Annotated in this window: 15 protein-coding genes; 8 read left to right on the forward strand and 7 right to left on the reverse strand. The window is 71.3% G+C overall.

The features are described from left to right. Window positions 1-33 precede the first annotated feature (33 nt). The 3 genes from pheA to AB0O29_RS02560 all read left to right on the forward strand — a co-directional run bounded on the left by pheA (window position 34) and on the right by AB0O29_RS02560 (window position 3,603). On the forward strand, window positions 34-969 hold the full coding sequence (gene pheA, locus AB0O29_RS02550; protein WP_365144875.1) for a prephenate dehydratase: 936 nt from the start codon (window positions 34-36) through the stop codon (window positions 967-969). Between the two features lie 547 nt (window positions 970-1,516). After that, complete coding sequence (gene serS / locus AB0O29_RS02555; protein ID WP_365144878.1) at window positions 1,517-2,794, forward strand: serine--tRNA ligase; 1,278 nt, start codon at window positions 1,517-1,519, stop codon at window positions 2,792-2,794. After that, a complete protein-coding gene (locus tag AB0O29_RS02560) occupies window positions 2,791-3,603 on the forward strand; it encodes an HAD family hydrolase (protein ID WP_365144881.1) in 813 nt (270 codons plus the stop codon). Before serS ends, AB0O29_RS02560 begins: the two co-directional genes overlap by 4 nt. A 177-nt stretch (window positions 3,604-3,780) precedes the next feature. Here AB0O29_RS02560 and AB0O29_RS02565 read toward each other — a convergent pair whose 3' ends face one another. From AB0O29_RS02565 to AB0O29_RS02585, 5 genes are all read right to left on the reverse strand, one after another. After that, window positions 3,781-4,434 carry a rhomboid-like protein gene (locus AB0O29_RS02565; RefSeq protein ID WP_365144884.1) on the reverse strand — a complete coding sequence of 218 codons (654 nt, stop codon included), beginning with the start codon at window positions 4,432-4,434 and terminating at the stop codon, window positions 3,781-3,783. An 80-nt stretch (window positions 4,435-4,514) separates the two neighbouring features. Next, a complete protein-coding gene (locus AB0O29_RS02570; protein WP_365144887.1) occupies window positions 4,515-5,234 on the reverse strand; it encodes an ABC transporter permease subunit in 720 nt (239 codons plus the stop codon). A 15-nt stretch (window positions 5,235-5,249) separates the two neighbouring features. Next, on the reverse strand, window positions 5,250-6,161 hold the full coding sequence (locus AB0O29_RS02575; protein ID WP_365144890.1) for an ABC transporter ATP-binding protein: 912 nt from the start codon (window positions 6,159-6,161) through the stop codon (window positions 5,250-5,252). Continuing rightward, window positions 6,158-7,045 (reverse strand): ABC transporter permease, encoded by an 888-nt coding sequence (locus tag AB0O29_RS02580; RefSeq protein ID WP_365144893.1) that lies wholly within the window; start codon window positions 7,043-7,045, stop codon window positions 6,158-6,160. Before AB0O29_RS02580 ends, AB0O29_RS02575 begins: the two co-directional genes overlap by 4 nt. Next, window positions 7,035-8,030, reverse strand: a complete 996-nt coding sequence (locus tag AB0O29_RS02585) for an ABC transporter ATP-binding protein (RefSeq protein ID WP_365144896.1) — start codon at window positions 8,028-8,030, stop codon at window positions 7,035-7,037. Before AB0O29_RS02585 ends, AB0O29_RS02580 begins: the two co-directional genes overlap by 11 nt. Window positions 8,031-8,304: 274 nt before the next feature. Between AB0O29_RS02585 and AB0O29_RS02590 the strand changes: the two genes are divergently transcribed. From AB0O29_RS02590 to AB0O29_RS02605, 4 genes are read left to right on the forward strand one after another with little or no spacing between them, the layout of a single operon-like run. Continuing rightward, a complete protein-coding gene (locus AB0O29_RS02590; RefSeq protein ID WP_365145021.1) occupies window positions 8,305-9,129 on the forward strand; it encodes a M24 family metallopeptidase in 825 nt (274 codons plus the stop codon). A 5-nt stretch (window positions 9,130-9,134) separates the two neighbouring features. Then, window positions 9,135-10,910, forward strand: a complete 1,776-nt coding sequence (locus AB0O29_RS02595) for an SDR family oxidoreductase (protein WP_365145024.1) — start codon at window positions 9,135-9,137, stop codon at window positions 10,908-10,910. Then, on the forward strand, window positions 10,907-11,047 hold the full coding sequence (locus AB0O29_RS02600) for a hypothetical protein (protein ID WP_365144899.1): 141 nt from the start codon (window positions 10,907-10,909) through the stop codon (window positions 11,045-11,047). The genes AB0O29_RS02595 and AB0O29_RS02600 overlap by 4 nt, the downstream gene beginning before the upstream one ends. Before the next feature lie 10 nt (window positions 11,048-11,057). Then, on the forward strand, window positions 11,058-11,972 hold the full coding sequence (locus tag AB0O29_RS02605) for a MerR family transcriptional regulator (RefSeq protein WP_365144902.1): 915 nt from the start codon (window positions 11,058-11,060) through the stop codon (window positions 11,970-11,972). Between the two features lie 115 nt (window positions 11,973-12,087). Here AB0O29_RS02605 and AB0O29_RS02610 read toward each other — a convergent pair whose 3' ends face one another. Then, window positions 12,088-12,873, reverse strand: coding sequence for an aquaporin (locus AB0O29_RS02610; RefSeq protein ID WP_365144905.1), 786 nt, complete (start codon window positions 12,871-12,873; stop codon window positions 12,088-12,090). A 143-nt stretch (window positions 12,874-13,016) separates the two neighbouring features. Here AB0O29_RS02610 and AB0O29_RS02615 point away from each other — a divergent pair, with 143 nt between their 5' ends. Beyond that, window positions 13,017-13,556, forward strand: a complete 540-nt coding sequence (locus AB0O29_RS02615) for an RNA 2'-phosphotransferase (protein ID WP_365144908.1) — start codon at window positions 13,017-13,019, stop codon at window positions 13,554-13,556. Between the two features lie 39 nt (window positions 13,557-13,595). Here AB0O29_RS02615 and AB0O29_RS02620 read toward each other — a convergent pair whose 3' ends face one another. Beyond that, the gene (locus AB0O29_RS02620) at window positions 13,596-14,498 is read right to left on the reverse strand and encodes an LLM class flavin-dependent oxidoreductase (RefSeq protein WP_365144911.1); all 903 of its coding nucleotides are present in this window, start codon (window positions 14,496-14,498) and stop codon (window positions 13,596-13,598) included. Between the last annotated feature and the right edge of the window lie 31 nt (window positions 14,499-14,529).

Raw genomic sequence — 14,529 nt, forward strand, 5'->3', positions numbered from 1 at the left:
CGGACGCGGCCTGCCCGGCATTAGGCTGATCGCATGTCGGCCACGCGCTTCACCTATCTCGGTCCCGAGGGCACCTTCACCGAAGCGGCCCTCCGCACCCTGCCGGAAGCCGCCACCCGGGAGCTCGTCCCGATGGTGTCGGTCCCGGCCGCCCTGGACGCCGTGCGCAACGGCGAGGCCGCGGCCGCGCTGGTGCCGATCGAGAACTCGGTGGAGGGCGGGGTCACCGCCACCCTCGACGAGCTGGCCTCGGGCGAGCCGCTGATGATCTACCGCGAGGTGCTGCTGCCCATCGCGTTCGCCCTGCTGGTGCGCCCCGGGACCGCGCTGTCGGACATCAAGACGGTCACCGGTCACCCGGTCGCCCAGCCGCAGGTGCGCAACTGGCTGCGGACGCACCTGCCCGACGCGGTGTGGGAGTCGGCCGCCTCCAACGCCGACGGGGCCCGGCTGGTCCAGGAGGGCCGCTTCGACGCCGCGTTCGCGGGCGAGTTCGCCGCCGCCACGTACGGGCTGGAGGCGCTGGTCACCGAGATCCACGACGCCCAGAACGCCGAGACCCGGTTCGTCCTGGTCGGGCGGCCCGCCCGGCCGGCCGCCCCCACGGGCGCCGACAAGACCTCCGTGGTGCTGTGGCTCGGCGACGACCGCCCCGGCGCCCTGCTGGAGCTGCTCCAGGAGTTCGCGGTCCGGGGCGTGAACCTGATGCTGATCCAGTCCCGGCCGACCGGCGAGGGGATCGGCAACTACTGCTTCGCCGTGGACGCCGAGGGGCACATCTCCGACCGCCGGGTGAGCGAGGCGCTGATGGGACTGCGCCGGACCTGTCCCCAGGTGCGCTTCCTGGGCTCGTACCCGCGCGCCGGCGTCGCTCTGAGTGAGGTGCGTGCGGCGCGGCCGGGAACCTCCGATGGCGACTTCACGGAGGCTTCCGACTGGCTGGCCCGCTGCCTCGACGGCCGGGCGTAGCCCGTCCCCGCCCCGTCCCCGCCCCGTCCACTTGTCCACAGAGTTATCCACAGGGCGAGATGGGGACCTGGGGACAAGTCGACAGAGCGGCACGACAAGGTCGACAAATCGGTCAGGCGGCTCAGGTTTCGCGCTGGGGAGCGACAGGTGAACGGCGTCACCCGTGTATCGCCGATCAACTCTTTGGAGCGAGCCATTCCCACCCGAATGAGTGTGTGAGGGTGGTTTGAACCCTGCGCGCCCCCGCCCCCTCGCGGATCACTATTGATCTAATTCCGTGTCCACAGATGCGGCGCACAGCCTGTGGATAAGGGTCCTCCCGACGGAATTCCTGTGGACAAGGCTGAGCCCTCAGCGCTGCTCAGGCCCCGCCCGACGCCCCCCACCGTGTCCCATTTCGGGGAAACGGGCCGGTTTTATCAACCGCCCGGAGGGGCCTCTTCCAGCCACCGCCGCAAGGGTTTTGCATTCTGCCCAATCGGGACATAATGACACGCAGCGTGATATCGGTGTGATCCCAGGAAGCCCAGACCGGTAGCCTGGAGGGGTGATTGACCTCCGGCTGCTCCGTGAAGACCCTGACCGTGTCCGCGCCTCGCAGCGCGCCCGTGGAGAGGACGTCGACCTCGTCGACGCGCTGCTCTCCGCCGATGAGCGCCGCAGGTCCTCCGGCATGCGCTTCGACGAACTGCGCAATGAGCAGAAGTCCCTCGGCAAGCTCATCCCCAAGGCCACCCCCGAGGAGCGGGCCGAACTGCTGGCCAAGGCCGAGCAGCTCAAGGCCGACGTGAAGGCGGCCGAGGCCGAGCAGAACGAGGCGGACGACGCCGCCAAGCAGCTCCTCCTCAAGATCGGCAACCTCGTCCACGAGGACGTCCCGGTCGGCGGCGAGGAGGACTTCACCGTCCTCGAGACGCACGGCACGATCCGCGACTTCGGCGCCGAGGGCTTCGAGCCCAAGGACCACCTGGAGCTCGGCGAGGCGCTGGGCGCCATCGACGTCGAGCGCGGCGCCAAGGTGTCCGGCTCGCGCTTCTACTACCTGACGGGCGTCGGCGCCCTGCTGGAGCTCGCCCTGGTCAACGCGGCGATCGCGCAGGCCACCGAGGCCGGCTTCATCCCGATGCTCACCCCCGCGCTGGTCCGCCCGCGCGCCATGGAGGGCACCGGCTTCCTCGGCCAGGCCGCGGAGAACGTGTACCACCTGGAGAAGGACGACTTCTACCTGGTCGGCACGTCCGAGGTCCCGCTCGCCGCGTACCACATGGACGAGATCATCGACGCCGACAAGCTGCCCCTGCGGTACGCCGGCTTCTCGCCGTGCTTCCGCCGTGAGGCCGGTACGTACGGCAAGGACACCCGCGGCATCTTCCGCGTCCACCAGTTCGACAAGGTCGAGATGTTCTCGTACGTCGCGCCGGAGGACGCCGAGGCCGAGCACAAGCGGCTCCTGGAGTGGGAGAAGCAGTGGCTGACCAGCCTGGAGCTGCCGTTCCAGGTCATCGACGTCGCCACCGGCGACCTGGGCTCCTCCGCCTCCCGCAAGTTCGACTGCGAGGCCTGGATCCCGACCCAGGGCAAGTACCGCGAGCTGACCTCCGCCTCGAACTGTGACGGCTTCCAGGCGCGCCGCCTGCAGATCCGCTACCGCGAGGACAAGAAGACCGCTCCGCTGTCCACGCTGAACGGCACCCTGTGCGCCGTCCCGCGCACCATCGTCGCCATCCTGGAGAACCACCAGCAGGCCGACGGCTCCGTGCGGGTCCCCCCGGTGCTCCGCCCGTACCTGGGCGGCCGCGAGGTCCTGGAGCCGATCGCCAAGTGAGCCCCGCCCCGTTCCCGTACAAGCTCGTCGCGACGGACCTCGACGGCACGCTCCTGCGTGACGACGACACCGTCTCGGAGCGCACCCGTGAGGCGCTCGCCGCGGTCACCGCGGCGGGCGCGGCGCACATCATCGTCACCGGCCGGGCCGTGCCCTGGACCCGGGGCGTGCTGGACGACCTCGGCTACAAGGGGATCGCCGTGTGCGGGCAGGGCGCTCAGGTCTACGACGCGGGGGCGCACCGGCTGCTGACCTCGGTGACGCTGGACCGGCAGCTGGCCGGTCTCGCGCTGTCGAAGATAGAGGCCGAGGTGGGTCCGCTGGCGCTGGCCGCCAGCCGGGACGGGGTGGACGGCGAGGTCCTGTTCGGCCCCGGCTACCAGGTGCAGGAAGGCCTCCCGGCGCTCTACCTGGAGGACACCACCGCGGTCTGGAGCGCTCCGCTCAACAAGCTGTACATCCAGCACCCGGGGATGGGCGAGGACGAGCTGGTCAAGGTGGCCCGGGAGACCGTCGGCAGCCTGGTCGACATCGTGATGGCCGGCCCCGGGATAGTGGAGATCCTGCCTCTGGGACTGAGCAAGGCCACGGGGCTCTCGCTCGCCGCCCGGCGGCTGAAGGTGAAGGCGGCCGAGACGATCGCCTTCGGCGACATGCCCAACGACATCCCCATGTTCGGCTGGGCCGCGCACGGGGTCGCGATGGCCAACGCCCACGCCGAGCTGAAGGCCGTGGCCGACGAGGTGACCACCTCCAACCAGGAGGACGGCATCGCGGTCGTGCTGGAGCGTCTGCTCGGCGCCGCCTGAGCCTCAGGACGAAGAAGCCTCAGGACGGAGAAGAAGGTCCGGAACAGCCCGCGCCGTGAGGCGCGCTCGAAGTGGCTGTCCCGGACCTCTTTGTTGCTCCCCGCACCTCCCACTGTGCCGCTGCCGCACGCCCCTTACCAGCGAATTTCCCCGGGCCCGCGGGCCGGGCGCGCGGGCTCACGTTTCACGTGAAACATCGGCCCGGTGCGGATCCGGGTGGAGGGTCAGCGGCCAGGCCAGCAGTCCGACGGCCAGCGAGATGGCGTGGCCGAGGTCGGTGAAGGTACCTCCCGTGAGCAGGGGGATCCCGAAGAAGGACACGGCTCCGGCCAGGTAGAGCCATCTCCACGGGTTCGGGAGCCGGTAGGTCAGGACGCCGATGGAGGCCGCGAGCCCGTAGCTCACGCCGATGTCCACGACGTGGGTCATGCTGTGCGGCGCGCGGTTGTCCTGGATGGCCATCAGCAGGACCTTCTGGCTGGCCAGGGTGGCGACGATGTGCGCGGTCGCGACGACCACCAGCCAGCGCAGGGTGCCGAGCCAGCGTTCGACGGTGGCGTGGAAGAGCTCGAAGAGCAGGGCGTAGAGGGCCAGCGAGGCCGGGTTCTCGATCCAGAAGGCGCTGCTGAGCAGGGCCCGGAGGGGGTACTTGACGAGCTGGTGGATATTGCTGCTGTTGCGGTGGAGCAGCACGTGGTCGAGCCGGTCCGGGGCGATCGCCACGACGACGCTGGTCACGGCCACGATCAGCAGCCATATGTGCGTGCCGGGCGAGGAGCGTATCCAGGCCCGCAAGGGCCTGGACGGCTCGGGGCCGGTGTGCTCGATCATGACCCGATGATGCCCCGTACGGACGTGCCCCGCCCGGCCGGTGGGCCGGGCGGGGCACGGTTTCGGCCGGTCCCGGCGGGTTACTCCTCACCCGCCAGGGTGAGGCGGCGCAGCTTCTGTCCCGCGTAGGCGGTGGCGCCGACGGTGACCGCGAGCAGCAGGAGTACGGCGGTGGGCAGGGCCACGCTGGAGTCGACGTACCCCTGCCCGGCGACCTTCTCGGCCAGGGCCAGGGCCCACTGCTGGACGCTGAGGGTCTTGGCGCCGGAGACCAGGCTGCCGAAGAGCGACTCCCAGATCAGGGCGTAGACCAGGCCGAAGACGACCGCGTGCCGGCTGACGGTGCCCAGCAGCAGGAAGAGTGCGCTGTAGGCGATCGAGGCGACGAGCGCGGCGACGGTGTAGGCCACGGCGATCTGCTGGCCGTTGCCGTTGAGGATGAAGCCCGCGATCAGGGTGGGGACGGCGGAGAAGACCATCGTGACCGCGATGGCCACGATCAGCTTGGTCATGATGATCGTCGGACGCTTCACCGGCTTGGAGAGCAGGTAGACGATCGAGCCGTCGTCGATCTCCGGGCCGATGGCTCCGGTGCCGGCGATGACGCCGATCAGCGGCACCATCGTGGCGAGGGCGAAACCGCCGAGCAGCTCCGCGGCGACCTTGTCGTCCACGCCGGTGAAGAAGCGGACGACGGCGGAGATGACGATCAGCAGGGCGGGCAGCACGAAGAGGATGGCCGCGCGGCGGCGGCCGAGGAGGGCCCGGTAGGTGAGCCGGGCGACGGTGGGGTTGTACATGGTTGCCAGCTCCTTTCAGGCCGCGACGAGGTAGGAGAAGACCGACTCGAGGGACTCGTCCGAGGGCGAGACCGTCAGCAGCCGGATGCCGTGCGCGCGGGCGACCCGCGGCAGCAGCTCGGTGAAGCGTCCGAAGTCGACGGCCTGGATGCGCAGGGCGCCCTCCTTGAGGTCGACCTCGATGCCGGCGGTCGACGGGTCGGCGATCAGGGCCGCGGCGAGGGCCCGGTCGTCGGAGGAGCGGACGAGGTAGCGGTGCGGGCGGTCCGTCATCAGGCGGCGGATCTTGCGGAAGTCGCCGGACGCGGCGTGCCGGCCCGCGACGACCACCTCGATGTGGGAGGCCAGCTGCTCGACCTCCTCCAGGATGTGGGAGGAGAACAGGACGGTGCGGCCCTCGTCGCCCATCCGCCGCAGCAGGTCCATGAGCTGCATGCGCTGGCGGGGGTCCATGCCGTTGAAGGGCTCGTCCAGCAGCAGCACCGACGGCTCGTGGACGAGCGCGGAGGCCATCTTCACGCGCTGGCGCATGCCCTTGGAGTACGTGGAGATCTTGCGGTCCTGGGCGTACTCCATCTCGACGGTGGCCAGCGCCCGCCGGGCCGCCACGTCGTCGAGTCCGTGCAGTTCGGCGTTGGCGACGACGAACTCCCATCCGGTGAGGAAGTCGTACATCGCCTCGCGCTCGGGCACGACGCCGACCTGCCGGTAGACCTGCTCGTTGCGCCAGATCGGCGCGCCGTCGAGGGTGACGGTGCCCGTGGAGGGGGCGAGGAAGCCGCCCATCATGTTGATGAGGGTGGACTTGCCCGCGCCGTTGGGGCCGAGGAGGCCGGTGACCCCGGGGCCGATGCGCATGGTCACGTCGTTGACGGCGACGACGTTCCCGAACCAGCGAGAGGCGTGGTCGATGTCGATGGTGGTCACAGCCCGGCCTTCCGGTAGCGGGCCATCAGGGCGGCGTAGGAGCCGGCGATGAGGCCGAGGATGACGAGCAGGTAGACGGCGCCGGTGCCGGCCGAGGGGCCCGTACCGCCCGGGAAGGCGGAGGTCGCACCGAGGAACGCGGTCTGCACGCCGTCGATCAGGGTGATCGGGGAGAAGAGGCCCAGCCACTCGATGGGGCCGGTGTTGCCGGTGCCGTAGGCGACGGCCTGCACCGTGGAGACGGCGCCGTAGGGGATGAGCAGCATGGCGATGACCGCGGCCACGCCGAACCCGCGGCGCGGGGTGAGGGCGGCCATGACCAGCCCGAGGCCCGCGAAGAGCAGCGACAGCAGAAGTACGGACACGAGTGCCTGCCCGAATCCCTTGGTCTGGTGACCGAAGTCGAACTTGGCCAGGAGCGAGCCGATCCACATGATCAGCAGGGGCGTGGCGGTGAGGATGAAGAGGGCCGAGGCCATCGCGGCGTACTTGGCCAGGACGTAGTCGACCCGCTCGATGGGCCGCGAGAAGTACAGCGGCACCGTCTTGAAGCGCAGGTCCCGCGAGACCGACTGGGGTGCCTGGGAGGCGAGGTAGAGCCCGATGACCACCTGGGTGGTCAGGGCGTACGTCGTGTACTTGATCGGCAGGTCGGTGGAGCCGGGCACCGCGATGGCCACCGCGACGATGATCAGCGCGGGGACGCACATCACCGCGAAGAGGATCATCGGCAGAACCTTGGACTTGGCCGAGCGGCCGAGCCCGTACGCGCCGCGCAGTGACTGCGAGAACAGCGAGGTGCGGGCGTAGGAGCGGCCGAGCCGGGGCCCGTCGTAGGACCGGTAGCCGATGTTGTGGATCTGGGTCGAGGTCTCAGGCGCCATCGGTACCGGCTCCCTTCTGCTGGATCTGGATCCGCTGCGCGGACTGGTCGCTCTCGCGGAAGACCTCCGCGATGTGGTGGCGGCGCTGTTCCATGCGCACGAGGCCGACGCCGAGATCGGCGACGGTGTCGCGGACCACGTCGTAGGTGTCCTCGCCCGTCGCCTCGACGAGGAGGATGTGGCCGGCTCCGGGCAGGCCCTGCTCCTCGCTCGCGTGGAGGGTGATGCCCGCCTCGGTGAGCGCCTCGCGCAGGGCGGCCGTCCCGTCCGGGTGCGCCTCGGAATCGGTGACCTCGACCGCGAGCGTGGTCGTCGTCTGGGTGAAGTCGCTGGTGGAGCTGGAGCGCAGCAGCTTGCCGCCGTCGACGACCACGACGTGGTCGCAGGTCCGCTCCAGCTCGCCGAGGAGGTGGGAGGTGACCAGGACGGAGATGCCGAAGTCGGTGTAGACGCGGCGGATCAGGCCGAGCATCTCGTCGCGGCCCACCGGGTCGAGCCCGTTGGTCGGCTCGTCGAGGAGGACCAGCTGCGGGTCGTGGACGAGCGCCTGGGCCAGCTTGACGCGCTGCTTCATACCGGTGGAGTAGCCGCCGATGGGGCGGTAGCGCTCCTCGTACAGCCCGACGTGGCGCAGGGTGTCGGCGGTCCGCTCGCGGGCGGCCGTGGGGGGCAGCCCGGACATCCGCGCCATGTGGACGACGAACTCGGTGGCCGAGACGTCGGGCGGCAGGGCGTCGTGCTCGGGCATGTATCCGACGCGCTCGCGGATGGCGCTGCCGTGCGTGGCGACGTCCAGTCCGAGTACGGCGGCGCGCCCCTCGGTGGCCGGGGACAGCCCGAGCAGGATCTTGATGAGCGTGGACTTGCCGGCTCCGTTGGCGCCCACGAGCCCGGTCACTCCGGGCCCGATGTCCAGGGAGAGCCGGTCGAGGGCGGTCACTCGGGGGTACCGCTTGCTCAGGCTTTCAGTCGCGATGACAGTCACGGATTCGACGTTAGTGCCGGGGCCCGGGCGGATCGTCAGACCTGGAGCGGGATCCGGTATCCGCCTTGAGGACTACGGACCCTGACGGAAGGCTGACGCCGGCCGGGCGGGACGGGGAGTTGTCCACAGGTCCGTGCACGACCCTTGACGTGATCTCCGGTCATTGTCACATTCATCAGTGTCAACTTTCGGCGCGTACGGCTAACAGGGACGGACGGCTGGCATGGCTGGGGACACGGACACCAGGGAACGGACCGCGCGGGGCTCGGCGCGGATGAGTGCCGGGCTGAGCGGCTTCAGGGAGGTCCAGCGCCTCGCCTACGAGTGCGCCGAGACCGTGGCGGCGCAGCTGCGGGCCGGGGTGACCGAGCGCGAGGCGGCCCGGATGCAGCGCGAGTGGCTGCGCGAGCGCGGGGTGCGGGACTGGTTCCACCTGCCCTTCGCCTGGTTCGGGGACCGCACCGCCTTCGCGAACTTCAAGATCCCGCTCCAGTTCTTCCCGACCAACCGGAGGCTGGAGCCGGGGATGCCGTTCATCCTGGACATGGCGCCGGTCTACCGCGGCTACGCCGCCGACATCGGCTACTCGGGCAGCCTCGGCCTCAACCCGGTGCAGGACCGGCTGATGTCCGATCTGCGGCCGCACCGCGCGCTGATCCTGGAGCAGGTGCGCGAGCGCCGCCCGCTGCGCGAGATCTACGAGAACGTCGAGCGGCTGATGACCCGCCAGGGGTACGCCAACCGGCACCGGGCCTATCCCTTCGGGGTCATCGCGCACAAGATAGACCGGGTCGGGGAGCGCCGCTGGTCCCCGACCGCGTTCGGGTTCGGCGTCCAGTCCCTGAAGGGACTGGCCTCCGACGCCCTGCACGGCCACCGCGAGGGCTGGTCCCCGCTGTGGAGCCCGTACCACTTCTCCGACCACCGGCCGCAGCCCGGCCTGTGGGCGGTGGAGCCGCACCTGGGCTTCCGGGGTACGGGGGCGAAGTTCGAGGAGATCCTGGTCGTCACCGACTCCCGGGATCCCGAGGAGAGCGCGTTCTGGCTGGACGACGACCTGCCGCACGTGCGGCGCTGGACCGAGGAGAAGGCGGCATGAGCGGGATGAGCGGTACGGCCCTGGCGGGCGCGCGGGAGCGCTGGGTGAGCACGGGCGGGATCGAGCTGTGCGTCGTCGAGCTCGGTGAGAGCGACCGGCCCACCGTGCTGCTGGTGCACGGCTACCCGGACAGCAAGGAGGTCTGGTCGGAGGTCGCCGAGCGGCTCGCCGCCCGGTTCCACGTGGTGCTGTACGACGTGCGCGGGCACGGCCGGTCCTCGGCTCCGGTACCGCTGCGCGGGGGCTTCACCCTGGAGAAGCTGACGGACGACTTCCTGGCCGTGGCGGACGCCGTCAGCCCGGACCGGCCGGTGCACCTGGTGGGCCACGACTGGGGCTCCGTCCAGGGCTGGGAGTTCGCCACGGTCGCCCGTACCGAGGGGCGGATCGCCTCCTTCACCTCCATGTCGGGCCCCTCCCTCGACCACTTCGGGCACTGGATCAAGAAGCGGATGACCCGGCCCACCCCGCGCCGGGCCGCCCAGCTGCTGAACCAGGGTGCGAAGTCCTGGTACGTCGGCATGCTGCACACCCCGGTGCTGCCGGAGCTCGCCTGGCGCGGCCCTCTGGGCAAGCGCTGGCCGAAGATCCTCGCGCGGCTGGAGGAGGTCCCGGCCGGCGCCTCCTACCCGACGTCCTCACTGCCGTCCGACGCGGCGCACGGCGCCTGGCTCTACCGCGACAACGTCCGGCCGCGCATGCGCCGGCCGCGCGCCGACGCGTACGCGCACGTACCGGTGCAGCTGATCACCCCGACCGGGGACGCCTTCCTCTCCGAGCGGCTCTACGACGACCTGGAGCGGTGGGCGCCGGACCTGGTGCGTCGCACCCTGCCCGCGAAGCACTGGATCCCCCGGACCCGCCCCGACCAGGTGGCGGCCTGGATCGGCGAGTTCGTCACCTCCCGGGAGGAGCCCACGGCGAAGGCCCCCGAGCAGAAGGCCCCGGGCCGGCACGCCGACCGGTTCGCGGGGCAGCTGGTGCTCGTCACCGGCGCCGCCAGCGGCATCGGGCGGGCCACCGCCTTCGCGTTCGCCGAGGCCGGGGCCCGGGTCGTGGCCGTGGACCGGGACGCCGAGGGGGCGGCCCGCACCGCCGAGATGGCCCGGCTCGTCGGCGCCTCCGACGCCTGGGGCGAATGCGTCGACGTCAGCGACGAGCAGGCGATGGAGAAGCTGGCGGCGAAGGTGGCCGCCGAGTACGGCATCGTCGACGTCCTGGTCAACAACGCCGGCATCGGGCTGTCGGGATCCTTCCTGGACACCTCCTCCGAGGACTGGCGGAAGGTCCTCGACGTGAACCTGTGGGGGGTCATCCACGGCTGCCGGATCTTCGGGAGGCAGATGGCCGAGCGCGGTCAGGGCGGCCACATCGTCAACACCGCCTCCGCCGCCGCCTACCTGCCCTCCCGGACCCTGCCCGCGTACAGCACCTCCAAGGCGGCGGTGCTGATGCTGAGCGAGTGCCTGCGGGCGGAGCTCGCCTCGAAGGCGATCGGGGTCTCGGCGATATGCCCGGGCATCGTGAACACCAACATCACCTCCACCTCCAGGTTCGCGGGGGTGGACGCGGCGGAGGAGAAGCGCCGCCAGGAGCGGTCCTCGCGGCTGTACGGGCTGCGGAACTTCCCGCCGGAGAAGGTCGCCGACGCCGTCCTGCTGGCGGTGGTGAAGAACCTGGCGGTGGTGCCGGTGACCCCCGAGTCCAAGGGCGCCCTGTGGATGTCCCGGTTCATGCCGAACACGCTGCGCCGGATCGCACGGCTGGAGCCGCGGCTGTGACGGACATACCCCGCTCGATCCGCCGGTCGTACCATCCCTCGCAGGAGGGCTCGCTGCTCACGGCGGTCGAGTACCTGGCGGCGCCTCCTGCCGCCCGGACCGCGGCGGGCGCGGTCGGCCGAGCCGCCATGTCGTAGGGAGCCGGGATTGTCCGATCAGGCGCCAGCCGAGTACCGGATCGAGGATCTGGCCCACCACAGCGGGGCGACCGTGCGCACGATCCGTGCGTACCAGGACCGCGGCCTGCTGCCGAAGCCGGAGCGGCGGGGCCGGTCCAATGTGTACCGGGACACGCACCTGGCGCGGCTGCGCCAGATCGCGGACCTGCTGGACCGCGGCTACACCCTGGCCTCCATCAAGGAGCTGCTGGAGGCCTGGGACGCCGGGCGCGGGCTGGGCGGCGTCCTCGGCCTGGTCGCGGAGGTGCACGGGCCGTGGACCGACGAGGAGGCGGACCGGATCAGCCGGGAGGACCTCAACACGCGGTTCGGCGGCCTGCCCGACGACGGGGCGGTGGACGAGGCCTGTGAGCTCGGGGTGCTGGAGCGCATCCCGGGCCGCCCGGACGAGTTCCTGGTGCCCTCCCCGCAGGAGCTGGCGGTCGCGGCCGAGCTGTACGCGGCCGGGGTGCCCCTCGGGGCGATCACCGGCCATCTGCGGGAGCTGCGCGGGCAGGTGGAGCACATCGCCTCGCGCTTCCTGGAGTTCACCACCGAGCACGTCTTCGCCCGCTACCTGGGGCAGGTGCCGCCGACGGACTCGGACGCGGCGGAGGCGGCGACGATGGTGCGCAGGCTGCGGCCCCTGGCCCAGCAGACGGTCGACGCGGAACTGGCGCGGGCGATGCGGCTGTTCGCGACCCGGCACCTCCAGCGCCACCTGGGCGCCCCGGGAGCGGTCCAGCCGGCGGGGCCCGCACCGGTGGCCCTGCCCGCCGAGACGGTGCGGGCGGTGCAGGAGCTGGTGGGTCCCGAGCACGTGGCGGAGTTCGTCCGGGCCGCGACGGAACGCGAGCTCCAGGCCCGGACGATGAACGATCTGGCCAGCAGGGGCGGCCGGTAATGCTCGATCGGTAGTCCACAGGCGATCCCCAGGGCGAATCGCTCAGATGACTCCGAAACCCGTCGAAACGGCTGTGGACAACTCCCTTCTACCTGTGGGCAACACGGGTGGCGGGTCAGACGATCGCCTCGAAGCCGGCTCCGGGGCGGGGCATATCGGCCAACGGGGCCGGCGCGTCCGCCTGCGCGGGGCGCTCCTGCCCGGATCCGGTCCGGCCGTGCTCGCGCCCGTAGAGGAGGGTGGCCAGGGCCAGGCCGAGGACACCGCCGGCCAGCTGCGCCGCGACGAACCCGGGCAGCGACTGCGGGGCGATGCCGGTGAAGGAGTCGCTGAAGGCGCGGCCGATCGTGCCGGCCGGGTTGGCGAAGGAGCCCGACGAGGTGAACCAGATCGCGGCGGCGATGTAGGCGGCGACGGCGACCGGGATGAGCCTCGGGCGGCCGATGCGGCCGAGGCCCTGGATGACCAGGACCAGTCCGGCGGTGGCGACGATCTCGCCGATCAGCAGGTGCCCGCCGTCGCGGACCTGGGTGGAGAAGGTGCCGGGGGTGCGGCCGAACATCGTCTCGGCCAGTACGGCGCCGCCGATGGCCCCGGCGGTCTGCGCGGCCGCGTAGGCAAAGGCCTCGCGGGCGTCGAGCCCCTCGCCGCCCGCCCGCCGGGCCCACCAGGCGGTGAGGGTGACCACGGGGTTGAGGTGGGCGCCGGACAGGGGCCCGAAGAGGGTGATGATCAGGCCGAGGCCGATCGCGGAGGCGAGCGAGTTGGCGACGAGGGCGACACCGGTGTCGCGGCTGAGGGACGCGGCCTGGATGCCGGACCCGATCACCACCACGAGCAGGCTCGCGGTGCCGATGAGCTCGGCAGCCGTGCGCCGCAGCAGTGAAGCCTTATTTGTCATAGTTTCTCCCTCTGGAATCAGCGTTTAGCGGAAAATATATTCCGTATCTTGGAACCTTGATAGAGGGAGTCCAGGGCTGCCCGAGTCCGCCCGGGCGCGAAAAACCGATGCCGGCGGCCCGCTCGGGCCGTCAAGCTGGGGACATGGATGACCGACGCACCGTGAAGGTGTCCAAGTACGTCTCGAAACACCTGCGACATCAGCCGGAACGGATCGGACTGACGCTCGACCCGCAGGGCTGGGTGGAGATCGACGACCTCCTGCGCGCCGCGGCGGCGCACGGCTTCCCGTTCAGCCGCGCCGAGCTGGACCACGTGGTCGCCGCCAACGACAAGCGGCGGTTCGCCGTCGACGGCACCCGCATCAGGGCCAGCCAGGGCCACACCGTGGCGGTGGACCTGGGCCTGCCGGAGGCCGAACCGCCCGCGTACCTCTACCACGGCACCGTCGCCGCCGCCCTCGACCCGATCCGCGCCGAGGGGCTGCGCCCGATGGCCCGCCACCACGTACACCTGTCGCCCGACCGCGAGACGGCGACCCGCGTGGGGGCGCGCCGGGGCCGCCCGGTGGTCCTCGCGGTGGACGCCGGGGCGATGCGCGCGGCCGGACACGTCTTCCTGCTCAGCGCCAACGGGGTATGGCTGACGGACGCGGTACCGCCGGAGTTCCTGCGCTTCCGGTAGCGGCTCGGGAACTCCGGCGAGCCGGTCGGAAAGGAGCCGTCAGGCGCCGAGCTGGGCGAGCGCCTCGGTGGCGATCCGCTCGAAGACGGCCTCGTCGGCCGCGAAATCGGAGTCCGGGATCGGGGCGTGGACGACCAGTTCGGTGAAGCCCAGCTCGCGGTGACGGCCGGCGAAGTCGACGAACGCGTCCACGGACTCCAGCATCGTGCCGCGTTCCGGGGTGAACCCGGTCAGCAGGACCCGCTCGATGGACCCGGGCTCCCGCCCGGTCTCCGCGAGGGCCTTCTCCAGCTTCCCGACCTGCCCGCGCAGGGCCTCCAGCGACTGTTCCGGCGTTCCCTCGAAGACCTTGGGGTCACCCGCGGTCACCCAGGCCTGGCCGTGCTTCGCCGCGAGCTTCACACCGCGCGGACCGGTAGCCGCCACGGCGAACGGCAGGCGCGGACGCTGGACGCACCCGGGGATGTTCCGGGCCTCCTCCGCGGAGTAGAAGGTGCCACGGTGGGTCACCGCGCTCTCGGTGAGCAGCCGGTCCAGCAGCGGGACGAACTCGGCGAAGCGGTCCGCCCGCTCGCGCGGGCTCCACTCCTCCTGCCCCAGCGCGGTCGCGTCGAAGCCGTTCCCGCCGGCGCCGATGCCGAGGGTGATCCGGCCGCCGGAGATGTCGTCCAGCGACATCAGATCCTTGGCCAGGGTCACCGGGTGCCTGAAGTTCGGCGAGGTGACGAGCGTGCCCAGGCGGAGCCGCTCGGTGACGGCAGCGGCGGCGGTGAGGGTGGGCACCGCACCGAACCAGGGGCCGTCGCGGAAGGTCCGCCAGGTCAGGTGGTCGTAGGTGTATGCGGTGTGGAACCCGAGCCGCTCGGCCCGCTCCCACTGGTCACGGCCGCCGTCGTGCCACGGGCGGACCGGCAGGATCACGGTGCTCAAGCGAAGACTCATGCCGCCGAGCCTACGGTGCCGGCCGGTCCTG

The sequence above is a fragment of the Streptomyces sp. NPDC089915 genome (assembly GCF_040684675.1).
In the GTDB taxonomy this organism is placed as follows: domain Bacteria; phylum Actinomycetota; class Actinomycetes; order Streptomycetales; family Streptomycetaceae; genus Streptomyces.

Excerpts from the sequence above, each read along its gene's own strand:
- pheA (WP_365144875.1), top strand. The coding sequence starts at position 34 with ATGTCGGCCACGCGCTTCACCTATCTCGGTCCCGAGGGCACCTTCACC.
- AB0O29_RS02565 (WP_365144884.1), bottom strand. The coding sequence starts at position 4,434 with ATGATCGAGCACACCGGCCCCGAGCCGTCCAGGCCCTTGCGGGCCTGG.
- AB0O29_RS02570 (WP_365144887.1), bottom strand. The coding sequence starts at position 5,234 with ATGTACAACCCCACCGTCGCCCGGCTCACCTACCGGGCCCTCCTCGGC.
- AB0O29_RS02580 (WP_365144893.1), bottom strand. The coding sequence starts at position 7,045 with ATGGCGCCTGAGACCTCGACCCAGATCCACAACATCGGCTACCGGTCC.
- AB0O29_RS02590 (WP_365145021.1), top strand. The coding sequence starts at position 8,305 with ATGAGTGCCGGGCTGAGCGGCTTCAGGGAGGTCCAGCGCCTCGCCTAC.
- AB0O29_RS02595 (WP_365145024.1), top strand. The coding sequence starts at position 9,135 with ATGAGCGGTACGGCCCTGGCGGGCGCGCGGGAGCGCTGGGTGAGCACG.
- AB0O29_RS02610 (WP_365144905.1), bottom strand. The coding sequence starts at position 12,873 with ATGACAAATAAGGCTTCACTGCTGCGGCGCACGGCTGCCGAGCTCATC.
- AB0O29_RS02615 (WP_365144908.1), top strand. The coding sequence starts at position 13,017 with ATGGATGACCGACGCACCGTGAAGGTGTCCAAGTACGTCTCGAAACAC.
- AB0O29_RS02620 (WP_365144911.1), bottom strand. The coding sequence starts at position 14,498 with ATGAGTCTTCGCTTGAGCACCGTGATCCTGCCGGTCCGCCCGTGGCAC.